The sequence below is a fragment of the Candidatus Methanoperedens sp. genome, assembly GCA_027460535.1.
Taxonomy (GTDB): domain Archaea; phylum Halobacteriota; class Methanosarcinia; order Methanosarcinales; family Methanoperedenaceae; genus Methanoperedens.
Map to the genome: position 1 here is coordinate 23,859 of JAPZAR010000004.1, position 19,345 is coordinate 43,203.

Annotated in this window: 26 protein-coding genes and 2 tRNA genes; 14 read left to right on the forward strand and 14 right to left on the reverse strand. The window is 42.0% G+C overall.

The window, feature by feature from the left end; translation table 11 throughout:
• Window positions 1-19 precede the first annotated feature (19 nt).
• A complete protein-coding gene (locus O8C65_00290) occupies window positions 20-649 on the forward strand; it encodes a class I SAM-dependent methyltransferase (GenBank protein MCZ7355348.1) in 630 nt (209 codons plus the stop codon).
• A 250-nt stretch (window positions 650-899) separates the two neighbouring features.
• On the opposite strand, the gene O8C65_00295 is transcribed toward O8C65_00290, so the two are convergent.
• From O8C65_00295 to O8C65_00320, 6 genes are all read right to left on the reverse strand, one after another.
• Window positions 900-1,643 carry a M24 family metallopeptidase gene (locus O8C65_00295; protein ID MCZ7355349.1) on the reverse strand — a complete coding sequence of 248 codons (744 nt, stop codon included), beginning with the start codon at window positions 1,641-1,643 and terminating at the stop codon, window positions 900-902.
• Complete coding sequence (locus O8C65_00300; GenBank protein ID MCZ7355350.1) at window positions 1,636-1,761, reverse strand: hypothetical protein; 126 nt, start codon at window positions 1,759-1,761, stop codon at window positions 1,636-1,638. Before O8C65_00300 ends, O8C65_00295 begins: the two co-directional genes overlap by 8 nt.
• 155 nt (window positions 1,762-1,916) lie before the next feature.
• Complete coding sequence (locus tag O8C65_00305) at window positions 1,917-2,462, reverse strand: molybdenum-dependent transcriptional regulator (GenBank protein ID MCZ7355351.1); 546 nt, start codon at window positions 2,460-2,462, stop codon at window positions 1,917-1,919.
• Between the two features lie 27 nt (window positions 2,463-2,489).
• On the reverse strand, window positions 2,490-3,218 hold the full coding sequence (locus O8C65_00310; GenBank protein MCZ7355352.1) for a phosphate ABC transporter ATP-binding protein: 729 nt from the start codon (window positions 3,216-3,218) through the stop codon (window positions 2,490-2,492).
• A 1-nt stretch (window position 3,219) separates the two neighbouring features.
• Window positions 3,220-3,954, reverse strand: coding sequence for an ABC transporter permease (locus tag O8C65_00315; GenBank protein ID MCZ7355353.1), 735 nt, complete (start codon window positions 3,952-3,954; stop codon window positions 3,220-3,222).
• A 62-nt stretch (window positions 3,955-4,016) separates the two neighbouring features.
• The gene (locus O8C65_00320; protein MCZ7355354.1) at window positions 4,017-4,895 is read right to left on the reverse strand and encodes a substrate-binding domain-containing protein; all 879 of its coding nucleotides are present in this window, start codon (window positions 4,893-4,895) and stop codon (window positions 4,017-4,019) included.
• Window positions 4,896-5,118: 223 nt separating this feature from the next.
• Here O8C65_00320 and O8C65_00325 point away from each other — a divergent pair, with 223 nt between their 5' ends.
• Window positions 5,119-5,562: a hypothetical protein gene (locus O8C65_00325; GenBank protein MCZ7355355.1), complete on the forward strand. Its 444-nt coding sequence runs from the start codon at window positions 5,119-5,121 to the stop codon at window positions 5,560-5,562.
• Window positions 5,563-5,635: 73 nt separating this feature from the next.
• Here O8C65_00325 and O8C65_00330 read toward each other — a convergent pair.
• A tRNA-Glu gene (locus O8C65_00330) sits at window positions 5,636-5,710 on the reverse strand.
• 45 nt (window positions 5,711-5,755) lie between these two features.
• Window positions 5,756-5,840 (reverse strand) — tRNA-Ser (locus O8C65_00335).
• Between the two features lie 116 nt (window positions 5,841-5,956).
• Between O8C65_00335 and O8C65_00340 the strand changes: the two genes are divergently transcribed.
• Genes O8C65_00340 through O8C65_00355 form a run of 4 tightly spaced genes read left to right on the forward strand, consistent with a single transcriptional unit; the run spans window position 5,957 to window position 7,272 of the window.
• Complete coding sequence (locus O8C65_00340) at window positions 5,957-6,280, forward strand: DsrE family protein (protein ID MCZ7355356.1); 324 nt, start codon at window positions 5,957-5,959, stop codon at window positions 6,278-6,280.
• An 8-nt stretch (window positions 6,281-6,288) separates the two neighbouring features.
• Window positions 6,289-6,657: a DsrE family protein gene (locus O8C65_00345; protein ID MCZ7355357.1), complete on the forward strand. Its 369-nt coding sequence runs from the start codon at window positions 6,289-6,291 to the stop codon at window positions 6,655-6,657.
• A gap of 4 nt (window positions 6,658-6,661) precedes the next feature.
• Window positions 6,662-7,036, forward strand: coding sequence for a DsrE family protein (locus O8C65_00350; protein MCZ7355358.1), 375 nt, complete (start codon window positions 6,662-6,664; stop codon window positions 7,034-7,036).
• Entirely contained in the window at window positions 7,036-7,272 is a 237-nt protein-coding gene (locus tag O8C65_00355) for a sulfurtransferase TusA family protein (protein MCZ7355359.1), read from the forward strand. The genes O8C65_00350 and O8C65_00355 overlap by 1 nt, the downstream gene beginning before the upstream one ends.
• Here the strand turns inward: O8C65_00355 and O8C65_00360 are convergent.
• Window positions 7,269-7,838, reverse strand: coding sequence for a DUF99 family protein (locus tag O8C65_00360; protein ID MCZ7355360.1), 570 nt, complete (start codon window positions 7,836-7,838; stop codon window positions 7,269-7,271). The two genes, O8C65_00355 and O8C65_00360, sit on opposite strands and share 4 nt — an antisense overlap.
• 77 nt (window positions 7,839-7,915) lie before the next feature.
• On the opposite strand from O8C65_00360, the gene O8C65_00365 reads away from it, so the two are divergent.
• The gene (locus O8C65_00365; GenBank protein MCZ7355361.1) at window positions 7,916-8,653 is read left to right on the forward strand and encodes a hypothetical protein; all 738 of its coding nucleotides are present in this window, start codon (window positions 7,916-7,918) and stop codon (window positions 8,651-8,653) included.
• 67 nt (window positions 8,654-8,720) lie between these two features.
• Window positions 8,721-8,954, forward strand: a complete 234-nt coding sequence (locus O8C65_00370; GenBank protein ID MCZ7355362.1) for an Lrp/AsnC ligand binding domain-containing protein — start codon at window positions 8,721-8,723, stop codon at window positions 8,952-8,954.
• A gap of 7 nt (window positions 8,955-8,961) precedes the next feature.
• Here O8C65_00370 and cas4 read toward each other — a convergent pair whose 3' ends face one another.
• Window positions 8,962-9,720, reverse strand: coding sequence for a CRISPR-associated protein Cas4 (cas4, locus tag O8C65_00375; GenBank protein MCZ7355363.1), 759 nt, complete (start codon window positions 9,718-9,720; stop codon window positions 8,962-8,964).
• A gap of 146 nt (window positions 9,721-9,866) precedes the next feature.
• Here cas4 and O8C65_00380 point away from each other — a divergent pair, with 146 nt between their 5' ends.
• The 6 genes from O8C65_00380 (at window position 9,867) to O8C65_00405 (ending at window position 15,626) form a co-directional block, all read left to right on the forward strand.
• On the forward strand, window positions 9,867-10,067 hold the full coding sequence (locus O8C65_00380) for a 30S ribosomal protein S17e (protein MCZ7355364.1): 201 nt from the start codon (window positions 9,867-9,869) through the stop codon (window positions 10,065-10,067).
• Between the two features lie 6 nt (window positions 10,068-10,073).
• A complete protein-coding gene (gene dapA, locus O8C65_00385; protein MCZ7355365.1) occupies window positions 10,074-10,949 on the forward strand; it encodes a 4-hydroxy-tetrahydrodipicolinate synthase in 876 nt (291 codons plus the stop codon).
• A 6-nt stretch (window positions 10,950-10,955) separates the two neighbouring features.
• The gene (dapB, locus tag O8C65_00390; protein MCZ7355366.1) at window positions 10,956-11,750 is read left to right on the forward strand and encodes a 4-hydroxy-tetrahydrodipicolinate reductase; all 795 of its coding nucleotides are present in this window, start codon (window positions 10,956-10,958) and stop codon (window positions 11,748-11,750) included.
• 284 nt (window positions 11,751-12,034) lie between these two features.
• Window positions 12,035-12,895 (forward strand): coiled-coil protein, encoded by an 861-nt coding sequence (locus O8C65_00395; protein ID MCZ7355367.1) that lies wholly within the window; start codon window positions 12,035-12,037, stop codon window positions 12,893-12,895.
• 424 nt (window positions 12,896-13,319) lie between these two features.
• The gene (locus O8C65_00400) at window positions 13,320-14,435 is read left to right on the forward strand and encodes a glycosyltransferase (GenBank protein MCZ7355368.1); all 1,116 of its coding nucleotides are present in this window, start codon (window positions 13,320-13,322) and stop codon (window positions 14,433-14,435) included.
• 114 nt (window positions 14,436-14,549) lie between these two features.
• A complete protein-coding gene (locus O8C65_00405) occupies window positions 14,550-15,626 on the forward strand; it encodes a radical SAM protein (GenBank protein MCZ7355369.1) in 1,077 nt (358 codons plus the stop codon).
• Here the strand turns inward: O8C65_00405 and O8C65_00410 are convergent.
• From O8C65_00410 to O8C65_00425, 4 genes are all read right to left on the reverse strand, one after another.
• Window positions 15,601-15,783, reverse strand: coding sequence for a hypothetical protein (locus tag O8C65_00410; protein ID MCZ7355370.1), 183 nt, complete (start codon window positions 15,781-15,783; stop codon window positions 15,601-15,603). The genes O8C65_00405 and O8C65_00410 overlap by 26 nt on opposite strands.
• 343 nt (window positions 15,784-16,126) lie before the next feature.
• Entirely contained in the window at window positions 16,127-17,263 is a 1,137-nt protein-coding gene (locus O8C65_00415; GenBank protein MCZ7355371.1) for a DUF362 domain-containing protein, read from the reverse strand.
• A complete protein-coding gene (locus O8C65_00420) occupies window positions 17,244-18,146 on the reverse strand; it encodes a methyltransferase domain-containing protein (GenBank protein ID MCZ7355372.1) in 903 nt (300 codons plus the stop codon). Before O8C65_00420 ends, O8C65_00415 begins: the two co-directional genes overlap by 20 nt.
• A complete protein-coding gene (locus O8C65_00425) occupies window positions 18,130-19,290 on the reverse strand; it encodes a glycosyltransferase family 4 protein (GenBank protein ID MCZ7355373.1) in 1,161 nt (386 codons plus the stop codon). Before O8C65_00425 ends, O8C65_00420 begins: the two co-directional genes overlap by 17 nt.
• Between the last annotated feature and the right edge of the window lie 55 nt (window positions 19,291-19,345).

Below are 19,345 nucleotides of genomic sequence, written 5' to 3' on the forward strand. Positions count from 1 at the left end.
ACGCAGCGGAAAGGCAAATATGAATAGCTCATCGAAAGAACATTGGAATGAAATTTATACATGGTTAGAAACAGAGGAGTTGGGATGGTATGAAAAAACACCTGCACCTTCCATAAAGTTGCTATCTAAATGCCGTATTAGTAAAGACGAATCCATATTGGATGTAGGAGCCGGTGCTTCAACATTTATCGATCATCTTATTAATCAAGGATTCAAAAATATCATTGCGGCTGACATAAGTGAAATTGCTTTGAACAAATTAAAAGAAAGATTAGGCAAAGAAAAAGCCTCCATGGTAAGATGGATAGTGGATGACATTACTCAGCCAATTCATATCCAAGATTTAAGAGATATTGCTGTGTGGCATGATAGAGCAGTACTACATTTTTTATTAGAAGAGAACCAGCAACACATGTATTTATCTACGCTAAAGAAAGTGATTAAGAAAGGTGGTTATGTTATCATCGCTGCCTTTTCATTAAAAGGGGCAAAAAAATGTAGCGGCTTGGATGTTAAAAATTATGATCAAAATATGTTGGCAAAATTCTTAGGAGAGGATTTTAGCCTGATTGAATATTTTGATTATACATGTTATATGCCTTCCGGTGAACCAAGACCTTACATATATGCCTTATTTCAAAAAAATTAAGTATCTTTATCATATCGTTGAAGAGCATGTGAGTATCGATTTTTTCCTTCATTAGACTGTATTTTTTTAAATTACACCTAATATTTTTCCATTTAGTTTGAATGAATTTAAGCCAGTTTTGACTTTGAATCTATCAAGATGAGGTCTCCCGATAAGCCTTATATCAATAAGGAACAATTTGTTAATTGTGAAATCATGGCGGGTGAACTTTTAGATTTATTGAATAAAGCGATTGCAAAGGAACTTGCTGTCAGCTTTCAAGAATTATTGTCTCTTTTCCAATGAAAACAAGCTGCTCGAATTTAGCCGCACGATCTTTATGCATTATGTAAGGTTCAATGACCCAGAGTCCATTCATAGGGGTGTTATTGTTTGATGTAATGAAAGGCCCACTGATTTTGAAGAGCAAATAATTAAGCCCAGCTTCTGGGAATTTCTGCCACAGTGGAGGAATCCTGCACAAACGGTGGCCCATGGAAATAAAGGGAGGATATGCTAAAGCATAGTCAGGGTTTTTACCTATGAGTTCCTGTGCCCAGCGGAAAAGTTCTGCAACGACCATTCCCTCTTTCACATGCCTGGCAATCTTCATCGAGACCTCACGCGCATAAGCAGCTAAAGCCGCAAGGTCAGGATTGCTGCCAATAACATGGTTTATCGAATAATCTGCCGGATAGTCGTTGTACACAGGAGCTATGTCTATGAGGACAATATCATTCTCCTGCACAATACGCGTATGTGTGGTAAAGTAGCTCGATGCCAGCGCATACGCACTTTTTAATTTCGTGCTTCCTTCACCCACACCTATGATAGGCATGTGCCAGTGCTGCTTGACACCATTTTTTTTTAAAACTCCAGCGGCGACCTCCTCTGCCTCCTTTTCCGTCATGCCAGCTTTGATATTGCCCACTATTTCTTCGCCTATCTTCCTGGCAAAGTTCCTTGCTCCCAAATATCCTTTAAGGTCTTCGTCCGAAAGTTTGATCTCATTCATGGTTTTGCCCTCCGTTTGGCGGCAAAAATGTCTTCAAAGCTTCCCTGAAAGGCACGAGCTTAAGGTCAAAAACTTCCTGCATTTCCCTTATATCGCAGATGTTATCTTCCTGCAGCATTGTCAACTGCTGGGTAGTTATGGGTGGATTCTCCCGTCACCAGAATCATATTTCCACTCCGTAACGCAGGCTTTTGAATAAATCATTTGATACAAAATTATGCCTGCCATTTCAATTCTGGTTCAGGATGATAAAGTTTATTCCTTATCGATAGATTACTCCTTTCCTATCATTACTTCCGTGGCTTTCACGATAGCCATCACTTTATCATTCTTTTTGATATCGAGGGATTCAACAGCTTCAGTTGTGATAACCGCAGTTATCGTTGCAGGTTCTATCTGGATCTTCACCTTTGCCACGAGGTCCCCCTTTTCGATATCCAGTACTTTTCCCTTCATCTGATTTCTTGCAGATATTTTCAACCCAATCACCTCCCAGAAAGTATTATCATAGACAGTTTGACTAAGAATATTTTGATATGTAATATATTGTTCTATTAAGTTTATTGCTTTTTCGGTCAAAAATGTGCCCTGATCTTTTCCACCCCGTCTTTTGATTATTACAGGTTCCCCCACGCTTTCTTCGATCTCTTTGAGCAGGAGCCATGCATGTTTATAGGAGATATTTACTTTCTTGCAGGCCTTGTTCAGGGAACCCTCCTCTTTAATAGCTTCAAGTAAGGATACCCGTCCCTCACCCATTATGGGTTCATCTTTGTTATTTACAAGCCACAATTTTGCTTTAACCTGTGTTCGTTCCATTGCGACCTTGATTTTGAACAAGTTTTATCAATATATAAATTCTCCATTTATAAATGCATAGGACCTCGCGTCATTTGGATGTGTGAATATCTGCTCTTTACTGTTTACTTCTATCAATTCTCCATTCAGAAGAATGCCCACCCTGTCAGCTATGCGCCGCACCTGATAAATATTATGCGATGCCATGATAATCGTAGAGCCAAGATCGCTTCTTATCTTTCTGATGATATCTTCTATCTTCGCAACATTAGCTGGATCAAGATTAGCTGTCGGCTCATCAAGAAGAAGAACATCTGGCTTAAACACGATCGCCCTCGCAAAAGCCATACGCTGGGCCTCTCCACCTGAAAGGGTCAAAGCTTTCTGTTTCTCATACCCTGAAAGCCCCACAAGAGCCAGTGCATCGATCACCTTCTTTTCTATTGTTTTCTTATCCCCTCTGCGGATTACCAGGCCATAAGCCACATTGTTGAAAACCGAAGTGTTAAATATCGCAGGTCTTTGAAAGAGCATCGACATTCTGCGCATGACGTTATTTTTTTGCAGCATAGCGATATCATTCCCGTTAAAAATAAGTTTGCCGGTTGTGGGCATCTCCAACAAATTCAATAGCCGCAGCATTGTGGTTTTCCCAACTCCGCTAGGTCCCATGAACGCAAATATTTCTCCTCTGAAAATCTTAAGGTTGATATTTTGTAATACTTCCTTATTTCCAAAAGATTTGCTCAGGTTTTCTATTCTGAATAATTCTTCCACTTCAATCCCTCCTCTGGAAATAGTTGGCCAGAATATTTACTGAGAGTACGATGAAGATAAGAATAATCCCGAGAGCAATTGCGGTTGAGATATCCCATTTACTGGTTTCCGATGTAATCGCGGTCGTGAGTGTTCGTGTCTCAGAAAGTCCTTCGCCTATTCCCCCAACACTTCCCGTGCGGGCGATGTTGCCTCCTACGATGAGGATGGCTCCCACTTCTGCAAGCGCCCTTCCAAGTCCTGCAAGTACTGCTGTGATGATGCCGAACCTTGCCTCTTTTAAGGTCGCAACAACTGCATCTTTTTCACTCCCGCCGAGAGTATAAACGGTTTCTATTATCGATTGAGGGACGGCCTTTATTGCAGCAAGAGAAATGCCCGTAATTATTGGTGTAATAAGAATATACTGAGCAAGGATCATCCCTTTTTGGGTGTAAACCAGATCTAGGAATCCTAAAGGCCCGACAGGCACAACCATCAGAAAAACAACGAGACCCACAAAAACCGGGGGCAGCCCCATACCCGTATTGATCAGCGTAATGAGTGCCTGCTTCCCCCGAAAATGCATGAAGGATATTGCAAAAGCCAGAGGTATCGCGGTCAGGGTCGCAAGGATAGTGGCAGTGCCTGATACTGTTATTGAGACTCCTGTTATGCTCAGGATATAGGGATTCAAACTAAATATCAGCTCGAAGGCTTTTATAATTCCCTGGGGCAGAAAGTCAATGCTGCTCATATCCAACGTCTTCTTTTTTTATTCAAATTATTCTCAATTGAAATACCTTAGAAGGAATATTTTCATGGACTTGTCACGTTGCCGGCATCTTCCTCTGGCACGAAAAGCGCTTCTCCGTATTTGTCCTTACCGTAATTCCTTATGATATCCTGTCCCTGTGGAGATGTCGTAAAGTTGACATACTTCATTGCAAGTTCATACTTCACGTTCGGGAACTTCGCTGGGTTCACAGCCATGACGTGATAAGGATTGAAGAGAAACTTCTGGTCAGATTCGAAAAGAAGCTTCAGTTGTATTTTATCCTTCATGGCAAGGAATGTTCCCCGGTCGGAGAGAGTATAACCTTTTTTGATGTCGGTTGTCGTGATGGTCTCACCCATTCCTTTGCCCACCGATTGATACCATGTTCCGGCTGGAGTGATATTGGCTGATTTCCAGATTGACTTTTCCATTGTATCTGTGCCTGAGTTGTCGCCTCGCGATATGAAGGGGGACTGTTTTGCAGCAATCCTGCGGAAAGCATCCGTGGCATTTGTTGCATTCCTTATTCCCGCAGGGTCGTTCTCAGGTCCGATAATGACGAAATAATTGTACATCATGTATTTGCGGTTGATGAAACTCCCATTGGCAACAGCCTGTAATTCCAATTGGACTGCGTGCACCATCACAACATCCGCAGCTCCAAGCTCACCCGTAGCTATAGATTTGCCCGTTCCCTCACATACAGTCAGAATTTTCACATTATTTTCGTTCTCGAATTTCTTGTTAAGCACGTCGAGCAATCCTGTATCGCAGGTAGAAGTTGTCGTTGCCAGGCGCAAATCCTGCGAGGCAGATGATGTCGGGGTTGTTGTATTCCCAATAGGTGCCTGCTGTACGCAGCCAGCAAATAGCGATATTATAACTGATATCAGTAATATTTTTGCTAATAGATTTTTCATATACTCACCGCCTTATATCCATTCGAACATAACGCTATTGTAAATAAATTCTTCGAAAAAATTTCTCTCAGATTAACGGTAACTCATGATACCCTTCAAGCGTGTCGAATGACGGACGAATCGAGATGTCAAGCTATATGTTGAAGATGTCCATTGAGATTCGTCGTAAAGTATAATATACAATGAAAACCAACTCTTAACAGGGGGAAAATATGGAGGTTTTATGCAATTAAGAAATCTTAAACAAGTTGTGCTTTCAGCTATAATTTATACGATAATGGCACAGGTAATAAACATCGTAGGCACAATTTTCACGATGAGCTATTATACTGATCCTGCAAATTTTAGACTCTGGAGCAGGTTGATGATGCCAGGGAACGGGCCTCCAGGAACTGAGTTTTTCGTTGCGTCGATTGCTATCGGCTTCCTTGTCGGAATGATTTTCGCCGGGGCTTATTCCTTCCTGAAGGGATCAATTCCGGGCAAAGGTTTCACAAAGGGAATCAACTTTGGTTTATTGCTATATTTGGTTTCGGGTGTGCCCTTCACGCTTACAACATACCTGCTTCTTGCAGTGCCTGCCTTGCTTCTTCTGGACTGGGCGGTAAGTTCACTGGTTATTTATCTAATAATTGGGGCTGCCTTTGCTAAGATAATCGTGGATTGAGAAAAAATGTAAAATCCGCATTAATGGATTCAAGTTGAAATTCATTTCACCGTATGGCTCATATTAATGAAAGTGCTCCGATGGGGATTTGAACCCCAGTCGTCAGAGTGAGAGTCTGACATGATTGGCCGTGCTACACTATCGGAGCGCGGATACTGAAACTCCTTTTCTGGATATTAAAGTATCGTTTTAACGCCGAGGAGGAGATTTGAACTCCTGCTGTGCGTAGCACAACTGGTTTTCAAGACCAGCGCCTTAGGCCGCTTGGCTACCTCGGCATGAGATTTTTCTGCGGAATGGTCGGCATTGCTTATTAATATTGCCTACATCAAAACATTTAAAATAGATGATACTATAATCATGCTTAACTCAATAAAAATTATCAGAGGTAAAAATGACCAGTTTGTTACTAGTCCTATCAAAAGACCCATACACAACAGAAACCCCGGATCTCGTAGTTGATATCGGGATCAATGCAAAAGAAAAAGGAAACGACGTTTCATTATATCTTATTGAAGATGGCGTTACTGCAGCAAGAAAATCGGAGTTCGGGAAGAAACTCGAGGCGGCGCATAAAAAAGGGATCAAGATTTATGCGGATGACAAAGCAGTCCTTTCAAGGTCGCTCACAAATAAGTTGATCAGCTGGGTAGAAGTGAAAGAGATAGGCACGCTTCTGGATTTCATAATGAATACTGACAGAGTTGCTTGGTTTTAGGTGATAACATGACAGGAAAACAGCTAACCATCGTATCAATAAACGGCCCGTATCGTGACGAAGGCGTGTTCACAATGATGAGATTGGCCCATGCGGCAAAGGAAAAAGGCATCACTGTTAATTTCTTTAATTATCTGGATGCAACTGTGATTGCCCACAGGGACCAGGCTCCCAAAGAGTTCCCCACAGTTGAGACCATCTTCGGTACCATCGTGAAGAAAGGCATAAAGAAACCAAAGGCGGATGCTATCGCATGCATAAAATGCACAGATGCGCGCGGTGTGACGAAACAGCAGACCGAAGGCGTCATAATCGGCGGACTTTATGACCTTGGCGAATGGACTGGAGAATCGGATAAAACAATTCTGATAGGGTGAGAACATGAGCAAGAAAGTAAACATCATCGTGACCCAGCCCCCGTATGGGAAAGAAGATGCTTTCGGGGCAGTGCCAATGGGAGCTTCCCAGGTCGCAGCTGGAAATGAGGCGTCTTTGATCTTCGTGAGCGGAGGTGTGCATTCCATTGTAAAAGGGCAGAAAACCGGATATGGGGACCTCGCTGTATGGATAAAGGATGTCCCATCTGTGGAAGCGGAGATAACCAAGAATATCGAAATCGTCAACTTTTTCGCTCTTGACAGGGATATTGCGAAACGTGGAATAGCCGATAGTGAGATCATTGATGGAATAAAGAAGATCTCACTTGATGAGCTCACGGACAGGATACTCGAAGCGGACGTGAACCTGGTATTTTGATGACAGAAATAATTCCGGATGAGACGATTGATGTGAGAGGAGAGTGCTGCCCATATCCTCTCATCCTGACCAAAAAAAAGGTGGAGCAGTTAAAAAGCGGAGAGATATTAAAGGTAATAGCCGACGATCCTGTAGCTCCTCAGAACATCGACAGCTGGGCTAAAAAATCGGGAAATAAACTCCTTGCCGTCCAGCAGGAAGGTAACATTTTCAATATATATGTCCAGAGAACCTAGGCTTTCCCTGTAGATTCCCCCAGCACTACCCCTGTAGCTATAAGATGAGCAACGCGAAGGGGCTCAGGGATGTTGCTGTGAGTTGAGGTTTTTTTCACGATCTCGATAGCGCTTTTTTTATCGATCCCGCAAACCTGAATAAAAACGGGATTCTCCTGTTCGATCTCGTGGATCTTTCCAGCGCTTCTTATTATCTCCCATCGTTTTTCTTTCTCAGGCAGATTTTCGAGGGCAAGCCTGATTTTTTCAAAATCGGGGCATGACCGCATAAAAACGATGACAGGAATATTTGTTTCACTGAAAAGCCTGTTTATGTCCACAGGATTGAATCCTGCGTATGTGACGCCGTCAAGCATAGTTGCCCTTATCTGGGAATAATATTTAGAGTTCTTTATCATCCCTGCAATGATCTCTGTTGCATCCATACCGTCTTTCGTTATCTCAGAACAAAGAACGCCATCGAGCTGCTCACCTCCCCGGAAAAAAGCCCCTATTATCGTAACCCGTTCATAGATAATAGCCGAATCATCGATGGCAAGAATCCTTATCTGGGATTTTATGTGCATTGTTTTCTTTTAGATATGAAATTTTATATAACTTTCTGTCGATGATTTTAATATCGTCTGTTACAATACCAGAATGCATGAAATTTGCCAAGAAATGTCCCAAATGCGGCGGTGAAATTCAGACAAAGAGCATTAAAAAGTCCATAGGGCTTGGGTTCGTTGATATCCCGGTAGCTCAGTTCTGCCTGAATCCCCAGTGCGACTGGTATCAGGATTTTTCGGAGGCAAAAAAACCTGAAGAAATAAGAGACGGAGTGCTTCAGATAAAAGTTCCAAGAATCAAATATAAGATGCCTGAAATAAAGGGTGCATCTTTCCCAGAGGTGACTCAAAAAAACGTAATCACCCTGGGAGGTATTATTGTTATCATATCTACTTTACTGCTCGTTTCATTTCTCTACCATCCGCAGTTACCATCAAATCCTCATTCATACAACACTTCAGAAAAAGGTACTCCGGTCGAAACTGCAATTGTTTCTCCCAAGACAACGATCCAGGCATCGGCCATTGTTTCTGAAAAGCACCAGCAATATGTTGTGAAGATGGACGCATCTCACGGCTTCATTCCCGCGATTTCGAACATAAACAGGTCTGATACCGTTGTATGGATTAACCAGGAAGACCAGCGTCCAAGGATTGTCTTGATAAGCAAAGAAAATTTATTTGAAAATCAGATCATACAATATGCCGGGGATCGATTTTCCTACCAGTTCAACCAGTCAGGGAATTACATTTTCATGCTTGCGGATTATGACCCGGCTAATCATACTACTATTGAATATCCGGATGTCAAAGGCTATGTGGCCGTGAAATAAAACCATCACGTTTATTCATTTGGAAAGCATTATATTCCCATAATCCAATATTAGAATTGGTGAAATAATGGCAATAGGTTTTGTATTGATAAATGTTGCTCCAGGTTCAGAAAAGAAAGTCTTTGATACGATGATAAAGTGGGATGAGATACAGGAACTTCATCCGCTTTTCGGGGATTACGACCTTATTGCTAAGATCCAGGCGTCCGATTACGAAGCGTTGAGCGATATCGTGGTCAATAAGATTAGGGCCATAAAAGGCGTCACCGAGACAAAGACGCTGACCGGCGCGAAGTTCTAATGATATTTTAGAAAAACCTGGATGCCAGTGTAGATTTTACATCACATATTCCCGTGAAGCTGCAATGTTCACACGGCGCATTTGCGGGTCTTTCTGGCATGAAACCCTCCTCGATCTTTCTTATCTTATCTCTTATCTGGAGGATATTTCTGCGCTCATGCCTTTTGATCACCGCCTCCCTCACCTTCCCCCACTTTGCATATTCAACAAATCCCCGCTCAACGGGAATGCCATATTTTTCGCCTGCAAGCATGGCATATGCGGCCAGCTGGAGCCTGTCGCTCTGCCATATTCCGTTCTCAGGAATATTTCCTGTTTTTGTTATCGACGGGATGAACTCATCATTTATTTTCACTAGCTTATCCGGGCTGCCGGTCATGCCGAACTTTTCGGAACGCAACAAGGGTTCGACCTGGACTGATGCACGGTTATAAAAATCAGCTTCCAGAGAGAGGTTTGAACATATATTGGCGAGGTATGACCGGACATTTGAGAAAGAAAGAGAAAGTGTATCATCTTCGACTCCAGCTAATTCGGCAGGATAGACGATACAAATTTCGCGAGATATCCGGTCTAGCTCACCATTGAGAAAAGAAAGCATATCCGGGTTATTAAATGCCTGCTCATAGGTAAGGGCCAGTTCCTTCAATATCATGCGCTCCAGGTATTCAGCAGAGGTATCTCTTATCAGTTCATGTCCTTTGATCATGAAATAGCACCTCCTGGGGCATTTATGATAGACCATTACATCCGAAACCCTGATCATAACGCACACGACTCGCCCAGCGTTTAAAAATATTGCTTTTCTGTCCGCAATTTTAGAGAGTGCTTGGAGAAAGAAGTTTTTTAGAAAACATTCCCAAAACCTATATCAATAATGGAGTTGTATGCGAAGGAAAATGGAGAAATACCATGGGAAATATAAGACCTAATTATATCAAATCATTGGCACACCAGTTACTCGAAGAGCACAGCGACATTTTCACCACGGATTTCGGGACGAACAAGGAGAATGTCACCAGATACACCAACATAGAGAGCAAAGGAATCAGGAACCGGGTAGCCGGATACATAGTACGTCAGTTAAGAGTGAAAGCTATCAGAAAGAAGTAGAGGCTTATGATAGAAGGTGTTCTACCAGCCCTCATTACTCCTTTCACGAAGGATAATAAAATAGACACGGATGGTCTCCAGCAGAATATCGAATTTTTGATAGAAGGCGGGGTTTCAGGTATAGTCCCATGCGGGACTACAGGCGAGTCTGCCACCCTCACCATGGAGGAACACAAAAAGGTCATTGAGATCGCAGTTGACTGTTCCTCGGTTCCAGTGGTAGCAGGCACGGGTTCCAATAACACCATTGAAGCTATAGAATTGACATGCGCAGCCCGGGACGAGGGTGCTGACGCTGCTCTTTTGATAACGCCGTATTACAACAAGCCGAACGACCGCGGGATGCTTGCCCATTTCAAGAAAGTCGCGGATGCAGTTGACATACCGATTATTCTATACAATGTTCCCTCCCGCACTGGTATCAACCTCAAGCCCGAGCTGGTTGCCCAGCTTGCAAAAGAACCCAATATCGCAGGAATAAAAGAGGCAAGCGGCAGTCTTGATCAGGTTACCAGGATCCTTGAGCTTACAAAGGATGAGGATTTTGTAATACTTTCAGGGGATGACGGCCTGACGCTGCCCATAATGGCGATTGGTGGTTCGGGTGTGATATCCGTTGTGGCCAACGTAGCTCCGAAACTCATGGTTTCCATGCTCAGAGCATTCCGGAAAGGGGACATGAAAGAGGCAAGAAGACTGCATCTTGAGCTTGCCCCGCTGATACGCGCGGTCTTCTTAGAGACAAATCCCATCCCAATAAAAAAGGCGGTCGAGCTCATCGGGCTTCGTGCAGGAGATCTCAGGCTTCCCCTTGCGCCCATCAGCGAAGACAACGAAAGAAAGCTTAAAGCCGCATTAAATGACCTTCATCTGATAGCATGAGTTAATATGATAAAAATAGCAGTTTCCGGCGCCTGCGGAAGGATGGGTGGCCTTATTATTGAAAATGTGCTGAAATCGAAAGATTTGAAGCTCGTATCAGCTATCGATGTGACAAATATTGGCAAGGATATAGGGGATGTTTTGAGGGCTGGTAAATTAAATATCCAAGTTGAGGATGCAAGGAATATCGATAATGCGCTGGACAGATCAAAACCTGATGTGCTCATTGATTTTACGATAGCCGATGCGGCTGTAAAGACCGTGTTGGCGTGCGCTGCAAAAGAAGTCAATGTGGTAGTAGGAACAACGGGATTCACCCCCCAGCAGCGAACGCTCATGGAGAATACCATTAAAGAAAATAACGTTTCTGCCGTGATATCACCCAATTTCTCGATCGGGGTGAATGTCTTCTGGGGATTGCTTGCCGAGGCCGCACAGCGGCTTTCGGACTATGATATTGAAATAATAGAAGCGCACCATAACCAGAAAAAAGACGCGCCAAGCGGTACTGCAATGAAGGCTGCAGAGGTCATTTCAAAAACGCTTGGAGGAAAAGATCTCATTTATGGAAGACATGGCATTTCGCCCCGCCAGAAAGAGATTGGCATCCATGCAGTGCGTGGGGGCGACATTGTCGGCGATCATACTGTGCTATTCGCGGGTGACGGGGAACGCATTGAAATCAAACACCAGGCCCACAGCAGACAGGCATTCGCAAAAGGCGCAGTCAAGGCGGCACACTGGGTTGCAGAGGCATCATCTGGCGTGTATGAAATGAAGGATGTTCTTGGCATAAAATGACCTCTTAAGTGCTCAAACTTTTTTACAGATTATCCATTGCATCCGAAAAGGTTAAAAGCAATGTGATAGAATGAGGGAGAAATCATTCACTCTTTATGCAGTGATTGGAGTACCACTAAATATCGATTTCAAAGTTGTTTTGAGAAACTAAACTCTTCCGATGATGAAATTTCTTAATCAATGCATAATTAGAATGGAGTGACAGTTCCGGTTAATCCGGGATATGTACCGTGCATTATGAAATGCATAACCCCAACTTATGTTGGAAAAGGAGGACATATAGAGTGCTGAATGAATTACAGAACAGGAAAGCCGACTTAAAAGATAAGTCTGAAGAGTATAAGAATAAAAGAAATGAGCTCAATCTGGAAGCAAGCAAGTGGGCCACAAACAGGAACGAATTAAATAAGCGCACCAAAGAGCTGATCGATGAGGCGCAGCAACTCAAAAAGTTGCGTGATGAGAATAACCAGAAAGTGGGAGAAGCCAAACTCAAGCGCGACGAATTGAACGAGCAGGCCAATAAGATATATGCGGAAATCGATAAGATCCGCAAGGATTTAAATCTTGGTGAAGGCCCGTCCCTGAAGGATTTAAAAAAGGAAATTGACAGGCTGGAGTTCAGGCAGCAGACAGAGGTATTGACCCCTCCAAAGGAACGGGAGCTTGTTGACAGCATAGCGAAGATGACTGAAGAACTCAAGCGCAAGAAACAGCAGCTTGAGGGCAGTACTGAATTAAGATCATTGCTTGAGAACGCCACGACCCTGCGCGACGAAGCCGCATTGTATCACAGTAAGGTTAAGGAATATGCAGAAGCTGCGCAGCAAAATCATGATAAGATGATCGTGATATTCAAAGAAGCGGATGCCATAAGGGCAGAATCGGATGCAGCGCATAAAGAATTTGTGAAAGCGCAGGAAGCGGCCGATGAACAGCATAGATTATTCATCCAATCTCAAAAAGAGATCCGTGAACTCAATAAAGTAATTATCGGATTGAAGCGAAAGTCAAAGGAAACAAAGGAAGAATCCATCAGAGAGCAGACCAAGAAGGAAGCCGAAGAGGTTTATAATCAATTCAAGCTCGGCGAAAAATTGAATACAGAAGACTTGATGCTTCTCCAGAGATCGGGTCTTCTGTAAACTTCTTTTGTTAAAGACCGACCAAGCTTTTTTTTTGCGATATATATTCAAGTTCATATATAAGCGGAAATAGTTCACATAAAAAAGAAACCGCAGATAAGCGTACTATTAACACTTTTGGTCTGCTTCAACCCTATGAGGCCGGTCCACTCAAAATCTGTCAGAGATGCCCGATTTTGCCTTTACTTTTGTAGCCTAGGCTACAACAATTATTTGGAAAATTTTTCGCTATCAGCGCTGTATGCGTTTTTAAATCAATTAGCTTTTGTAGTCATTGTAACCCTGGAACTCAGGACAGATATGATATAATCGCGCATAATGATAGCATTATGTATATAAGTATAATTATTACAATTCAAAAAGTAATATATATATAGTAGGAGGTTGTACAGGAAACTGGAGAAATCACTAGTGGTGGTGGCTTTTGATATCTAACATAAGTGTAGGTGTGTGCGTCTACAACGAGGAAAAAAACATTAGAAGCCTGCTAAATTCATTATTGAAACAAAAAACTACAAAACATATCAAAGAAATTATAGTTGTGTCATCTGCATGCAGCGATAAAACAAATGATATTATCGAAAATGATTTTTTGAAATTTTACCCACAGATAGTATTAATCAAACAGGAGAAAAGGGAAGGAAAAGCATCTGCAATAAATCTTTTTTTAAAATATGCCAGTGGCGATATATTCGTATTGGAAAGTGGTGACACTACTCCAGCCCTGGACACAATCGAAAATCTAACCGAACCTTTCATGAATCCAAAAATAGGTATGACTGGAGGACGCCCAATCCCGGTAAATGATCAATATACATTTATGGGTTTTACGGTTCACTTAATATGGAAGTTTCATCATAAACTTGCTTTAAAACATCCTAAACTTGGTGAATTAGTAGCTTTTAGAAGATTTTTAATTAAAAAAATTCCGATAGATACTGCTGTAGATGAAGCTTTCATAGAGGCATTGATCAGAGAACAAGGATACGAATTGATGTACGTTCCAAGCGCCATTGTATACAACAAAGGACCTAAAAACATTTCAGATTTTCTAAAGCAAAGGAGAAGAATATTTGCCGGACATATCCACCTTAAGAGGACAAAAGGATATGCACCATCCAGCATGAAAAAATTAAATATACTGAAATTAATTTTTGAAGATATTGAGTTTAGTCCCATAGAGATTTTGTGGACAGTCGGAGCTATGTTTTTGGAGTTCTATGGACGGGCGCTTGGTTCGTATGATTTTTATATAAAGAAAGAAAATCCCTTTATATGGAACATCGCAGCGACCACAAAAAGTTATATCCCGGAAATCACCCAAGGTTATGAACGGAATGAATATTCTGTCCCTGCTGCGCAACGAATAAAACTATGGTCTACGATAAACCGACAAGTGGCGGCTCCAGAATTAAAAATATCATCAGAAGCATCTTTACTGATGGATTCACCTATCTTAAGCCCGAGCCAGATAGAAATGCCAAAAACTCAGGTTCATATGGCTTCTCGTTCAGCCGGAGAAGAAAAAATCCAAAGATAATCTTAACGAACTGACAAAAATGATGTTACCTTTTTTAATCATTGAAAGCATTGGATTTATTAATCCATGATTCATCTGATTTGTTCTGCAATTATTATTATATGGTTTTGAAAAATGAAAAAAATATATGAGATCGTCCCAAAAATCCTGCAGTATAAGTTTTTCCGAAAATATAACTATCCAAAAATACTTCCTCTCAATCTGACTGTGAGCGCAACATATCGCTGCAATTCAAGATGTAAGACCTGCAATGTCTGGAAGAAAAACACTAGCGAGTTCACATCAGATGAGTTCGACAGGACATTCAGATCAATAGGCGATTCGCCGTACTGGCTCACCATCAGTGGTGGAGAGCCATTTTTGAGAGATGATATCGTGGATATTTCCTGCAGCGCCTATCATCATTTTAAACCCGGGATTATCAATATACCCACAAACGGTATTCTGCACAATAAGATCCCGCTTCGGGTCGAAGAGATAATCGGGAACTGCCCGGAAACGCAGATCATTGTCAATCTTTCGATTGATGGGATCGGAGAGAGACACGATACTATCCGGAACGTTAAGAATAATTTTGAAAAAGCCATGAAAACCTACGAAGCGCTGCGCGGTCTTGACTTCCCCAATTTCAATCTGGGAATCCATACCGTAATATCAAAATTTAATGTGCATGAGATACCGCAGATATACGATCATCTAATAGAAAAAAACCCGGATTCATATATAACGGAGATCGCAGAGGAGAGGGTGGAACTGGATACAATAGGGTCTGGAATAACGCCTTCGCTGGAAGAATATTCAAAGGCCATAGACTTTCTTATCAATAGAATTGAACATGAGAAATATTCAGGCGTATCAAAGATGACGCAGGCTTTCCGGCTGGAATACTACAACCATGTTAAAAAAGTCCTGAAGGAAAAAAAGCAAATTCTTCCCTGCTATGCAGGATTTGCCTCCGCTCACATTGCACCTGACGGCGATGTCTGGCCATGCTGCATAAGAGCAGAAAGTGTTGGTAATTTGAGGGACGCGGATTACGATTTCAAAAAAGTATGGTTCAGCGATAAAGCTTACGGACTGAGGGAGAGCATAAAAAAGAATGAATGCTATTGCCCTCTGGCTAACGCGCATTATACGAATATGCTGTGCGATATAAAGACTATGGCTAGGGTCGGGATGAGGGCGGTTTAACAGAATACTGTTTTAGAACCATGCCTGTTAAGAGAACAAGTGTGACTGCAACTCCAATGCTTGAGAATATGGGCGCGTCCATGTCTGTGGTCAGGCGGAATACAACTGGCTCAAAATAGATATTGAGCTTCAAATTCAGATCCGCAACATTGTTCATGTTGGTTGTCAATTCTGTGACGACGTGGATCGATTTGTTGAATAGGGGCCAGAAAACAGGCGTGAAATAGGTAAAAGCGGATGATCAATATCACCAGTGTCGCGACTACTGAATCACCAAATCGTTCTTTATAGAATTTTTTTGCAACAATGATTGCCGGAACAAAGAATATGAGTATAAAAAACATGGAGTGGAGCGATGAACGTGGAAGAGGACATCGAGATCGGGCAGCACGGCAAGCAGGGAGAGCCGCTTTCTTCGTGCCAAGACCATACATCACGAGCAGGAAGAATGGGATTATAAAATGAATCAATGGTTCGGGCATAACTCTAATTTTTCTCTATTAAAGCGCCTCAAAGATGTTTCTGGAATCCGGAGGGCAGCCTTCTATATGCACAAGATGGTTCTTATCCGCTATCTCTTTAGTGCAATCCCCCAGACATATCACTTTTCCCTTTACATCAGGTATTTCAGCGTGTTTGCCCTGAATAATATATAAATGCCTAAGCAATGCATAGTATGTGAATTTCGGAAGGAAAGAAAACCAACATTTCGGGCTCCAAATTGAGGATTTCACGGCAAGAGAAAACGAGTCAATGCACATAGAGCATGCATAGGGATTTCTCCATGAGTAAACATTCAGGAATTTTCCATATTTTTCATTCGCCTGTTTGAAGTTTGTTCTTACTTCCTGTATATCAATACCTATTAAATCAGGGGCTTCCTGACCTATGTTCTGTCTTATCCCTTGCGCTATATGCTTCACGTTTTTATAGTCTATGCCCATGATTCCACAGCATACCATATCGGTCTCCGCCTGGTTTGTCCCTATCACGAGGACGCCTGCCTTTTTCTTTCTACCATTGAGAGGACCTTCGCCTTCCATGCCTTCGATGGCATCGACTATAATAAGATGCGGTTGTACCACTTTAGCCAATTCCACAAGAGGCTCGTGCAGACCGAGCTTGTGGAACTTCTGCTTATCGGTGCGGGATAAAAGCCCTTTCTGGTTCTTCATCGAAAGCGTTACGGCTGTCTGGCCGTGGGTTTTCATCTTGGGCATGTTGATGTACAGATCTGACTCAAGCACGAGCTTCGGGAGCTTGACGGTACCGTATTTCCATTTAATCTCGATGCGCTCGGCTTTATTGAGATTTATGAGCTTCACGTTCTTTTTTTCAGCGAGTTTGCGGTAGCCTGACAGCTCGAAGGCTTTGAGTTCGTCGGCGCCCACGCCTGGGCCTTCTCCTATGATAATATCTTTAAAACCGATTTCTTTCAGCACGTTGATGAGAGCTTCCACGACTGCGGGGTGGGTTATTATTGCCGAGCCTGGTTTTGCGGGGATGACGATGTTGGGTTTCAGGAGGGCAGTGTTTTTGCTGTTTAAGTTCAAGCCCAGATCTTTAATCGCATCTCTGATCAGATGCTCAAGGGATTTCACATCATAGTTTTTAGCCTTAACCACTTTTACTGTCATTTTTCTCTGCTATTACATAGGGATGGTGGGCATAGAATTTCTTAAGCGTTGCCGGTGTTGTGCTTTCGATCATAAGATGCCAGACTTTGAAGAGACGGAATACTATCTCATTCTTCTTGGATGATTTTTGAAATGAATTGATTTCATTGATAACATCACTCACATCCTTTAACCCTGCTGCGGGTCTTAACCTGTTCGCAAGATCCTTATATATCCTCTTGTCATTGTTCTGTCTAGACGCCATTTCTTTTAGCCTGATGTTAATATCAGGCCACGGAGGCATATCTGTTGCTCCTGTTTCAACCATCAGGGCATTATTTTTATTAATGATTCCCCTTATATTTGAAAGTTTCATCTGATTTAAGGTTCCGTGATCCCAGGGAGCCCCTGTTAAAAAGTGATAGAGTCGATGAACAGGAAAGCCTATATTTAAAGGGTTCTGGATCTCAAGAAAAATGTACTTTTGGGACACTCGCAGCATCTCCTCCACGACATCACCCGGGTTGTCGAAATGCTCATACACACAGAAGTTCCAGACCAGATCGAATGAATTATCTTTGAATTTAGAGCCGGTCCAGCATGTTTTGACAAAATTCGCATCAAGACCAAGAGCACCCCATACCTTTCTGGCCGTATCCAAAAATTCTTGTGATGGATGGGAAATAGTAACATCACATCCTACTTTTGCGAACACAAGGCTTTTCACACCAGGTATCCCCATCACGCCGTTAGCCGGCATTTCAAGAACGGTTGATATGTTGTATTTTTTTACCATCTTTGCGGCGAATTTATTCAAGGCGAAACGTTCGTATTCTGTGCCGTAGCCTTCGTTGAAGAGGGGATAGTATTGCTGGAGGGATCTGATGCTATCTGGGGTTATCATGCACTTTTTTCACCATCTCATATATCTCAGCGGTTCTTTCCGCTATTTTATCCCAGTCGTAATCTTTGACAAATTCAAGCCCATTTTTTTTAAGGTTTTCATACAGATCTTCATCCGTCAAAAGTTTTTGTATTGCGACTTCAATCTCTGACTGCGGAACTAACAGACCATTGTAATTATTTTTTATTACGTCTCCCACAGCGCTACCTTCTGCTTTAACTGCTATTGGGGGGGTACCTGCTGCCATCGCTTCGAGTAACACGATGCCCTGCCCTTCCCTGATAGACGGAAGAACCAGTATCCAGGAGGATTTCATAACGGCTATTAATCGATCGTAGGGAATGGGATCGAGGAATGTTATATCTTTGAGATCCAGTTTTTTGGATAAATTTATGAGATATTCTTTTTGTGGGCCTTTACCAACGATTATCAGATCAATATCCTTGTATCCTTTTTTAAGTTGGTGATAAGCGAAAAGTAATTTATCAACACATTTATGGCTCTCCAGCCTACCAACATATAATATTCTTCCATATCTTTTCTCGGCTGAAACTCCATTGAATTTTTTCAGGTCAACACCGTTTGAGATTACAGATATTTTATTTGGATTTACTTTAAGCAGGTCGACCATTCGCCGCTTTGTGGTCTCGGAGACTGCGATATTGAAGTCTGATACCTTCGGCATATATAACTCCAAATAAAATCCTGGTATAGCCATCATCGAGCTATACTGTCCAAAATTTTCCTTGTACCATACTTCGTGCCAAGTTTCGACCATGGGCACATGAATAGATTTTGAAATAAAATAAGAAGCATAGGGAAGCGTCTTTGAAACTATATTACAATCTATTATATCAAACTTATTATTCTTTTGAATTAATTCAAGATTCTTCTTCAACAGGTGCAGACTAAATTTTATATTAAGAACGTAAGATTCTTTTTCAACACTATTTGATATATTGTGTATGCCATATCTGTGTATATGCATCCCTTCCATATACTCTTCATCTACGCAACCATCTATTCCAGTCGTATATACATGTAGCTCATGGTTTCTAGAGAGTCTTCTACCTACCTCATAGAACCTATTACCGCTTCCGACAATGAAAGGAGGGAACCAAGTGGAAAGGAATGCGATTTTCATAAGCCAAATTTAAAGTTATCAATACTTATATATATGTAGATAAGTTGACAGATAG

What these genes read in the sequence shown, in the direction of transcription:
- O8C65_00290 (MCZ7355348.1), top strand. Translation starts at nt 20, where the DNA reads ATGAATAGCTCATCGAAAGAACATTGGAATGAAATTTATACATGGTTA.
- O8C65_00295 (MCZ7355349.1), bottom strand. Translation starts at nt 1,643, where the DNA reads ATGAATGAGATCAAACTTTCGGACGAAGACCTTAAAGGATATTTGGGA.
- O8C65_00300 (MCZ7355350.1), bottom strand. Translation starts at nt 1,761, where the DNA reads ATGCTGCAGGAAGATAACATCTGCGATATAAGGGAAATGCAGGAAGTT.
- O8C65_00305 (MCZ7355351.1), bottom strand. Translation starts at nt 2,462, where the DNA reads ATGGAACGAACACAGGTTAAAGCAAAATTGTGGCTTGTAAATAACAAA.
- O8C65_00315 (MCZ7355353.1), bottom strand. Translation starts at nt 3,954, where the DNA reads ATGAGCAGCATTGACTTTCTGCCCCAGGGAATTATAAAAGCCTTCGAG.
- O8C65_00320 (MCZ7355354.1), bottom strand. Translation starts at nt 4,895, where the DNA reads ATGAAAAATCTATTAGCAAAAATATTACTGATATCAGTTATAATATCG.
- O8C65_00325 (MCZ7355355.1), top strand. Translation starts at nt 5,119, where the DNA reads ATGCAATTAAGAAATCTTAAACAAGTTGTGCTTTCAGCTATAATTTAT.
- O8C65_00340 (MCZ7355356.1), top strand. Translation starts at nt 5,957, where the DNA reads ATGACCAGTTTGTTACTAGTCCTATCAAAAGACCCATACACAACAGAA.
- O8C65_00345 (MCZ7355357.1), top strand. Translation starts at nt 6,289, where the DNA reads ATGACAGGAAAACAGCTAACCATCGTATCAATAAACGGCCCGTATCGT.
- O8C65_00350 (MCZ7355358.1), top strand. Translation starts at nt 6,662, where the DNA reads ATGAGCAAGAAAGTAAACATCATCGTGACCCAGCCCCCGTATGGGAAA.
- O8C65_00355 (MCZ7355359.1), top strand. Translation starts at nt 7,036, where the DNA reads ATGACAGAAATAATTCCGGATGAGACGATTGATGTGAGAGGAGAGTGC.
- O8C65_00360 (MCZ7355360.1), bottom strand. Translation starts at nt 7,838, where the DNA reads ATGCACATAAAATCCCAGATAAGGATTCTTGCCATCGATGATTCGGCT.
- O8C65_00365 (MCZ7355361.1), top strand. Translation starts at nt 7,916, where the DNA reads ATGAAATTTGCCAAGAAATGTCCCAAATGCGGCGGTGAAATTCAGACA.
- O8C65_00370 (MCZ7355362.1), top strand. Translation starts at nt 8,721, where the DNA reads ATGGCAATAGGTTTTGTATTGATAAATGTTGCTCCAGGTTCAGAAAAG.
- cas4 (MCZ7355363.1), bottom strand. Translation starts at nt 9,720, where the DNA reads ATGATCAGGGTTTCGGATGTAATGGTCTATCATAAATGCCCCAGGAGG.
- O8C65_00380 (MCZ7355364.1), top strand. Translation starts at nt 9,867, where the DNA reads ATGGGAAATATAAGACCTAATTATATCAAATCATTGGCACACCAGTTA.
- dapA (MCZ7355365.1), top strand. Translation starts at nt 10,074, where the DNA reads ATGATAGAAGGTGTTCTACCAGCCCTCATTACTCCTTTCACGAAGGAT.
- dapB (MCZ7355366.1), top strand. Translation starts at nt 10,956, where the DNA reads ATGATAAAAATAGCAGTTTCCGGCGCCTGCGGAAGGATGGGTGGCCTT.
- O8C65_00405 (MCZ7355369.1), top strand. Translation starts at nt 14,550, where the DNA reads ATGAAAAAAATATATGAGATCGTCCCAAAAATCCTGCAGTATAAGTTT.
- O8C65_00410 (MCZ7355370.1), bottom strand. Translation starts at nt 15,783, where the DNA reads ATGAACAATGTTGCGGATCTGAATTTGAAGCTCAATATCTATTTTGAG.
- O8C65_00415 (MCZ7355371.1), bottom strand. Translation starts at nt 17,263, where the DNA reads ATGACAGTAAAAGTGGTTAAGGCTAAAAACTATGATGTGAAATCCCTT.
- O8C65_00420 (MCZ7355372.1), bottom strand. Translation starts at nt 18,146, where the DNA reads ATGATAACCCCAGATAGCATCAGATCCCTCCAGCAATACTATCCCCTC.
- O8C65_00425 (MCZ7355373.1), bottom strand. Translation starts at nt 19,290, where the DNA reads ATGAAAATCGCATTCCTTTCCACTTGGTTCCCTCCTTTCATTGTCGGA.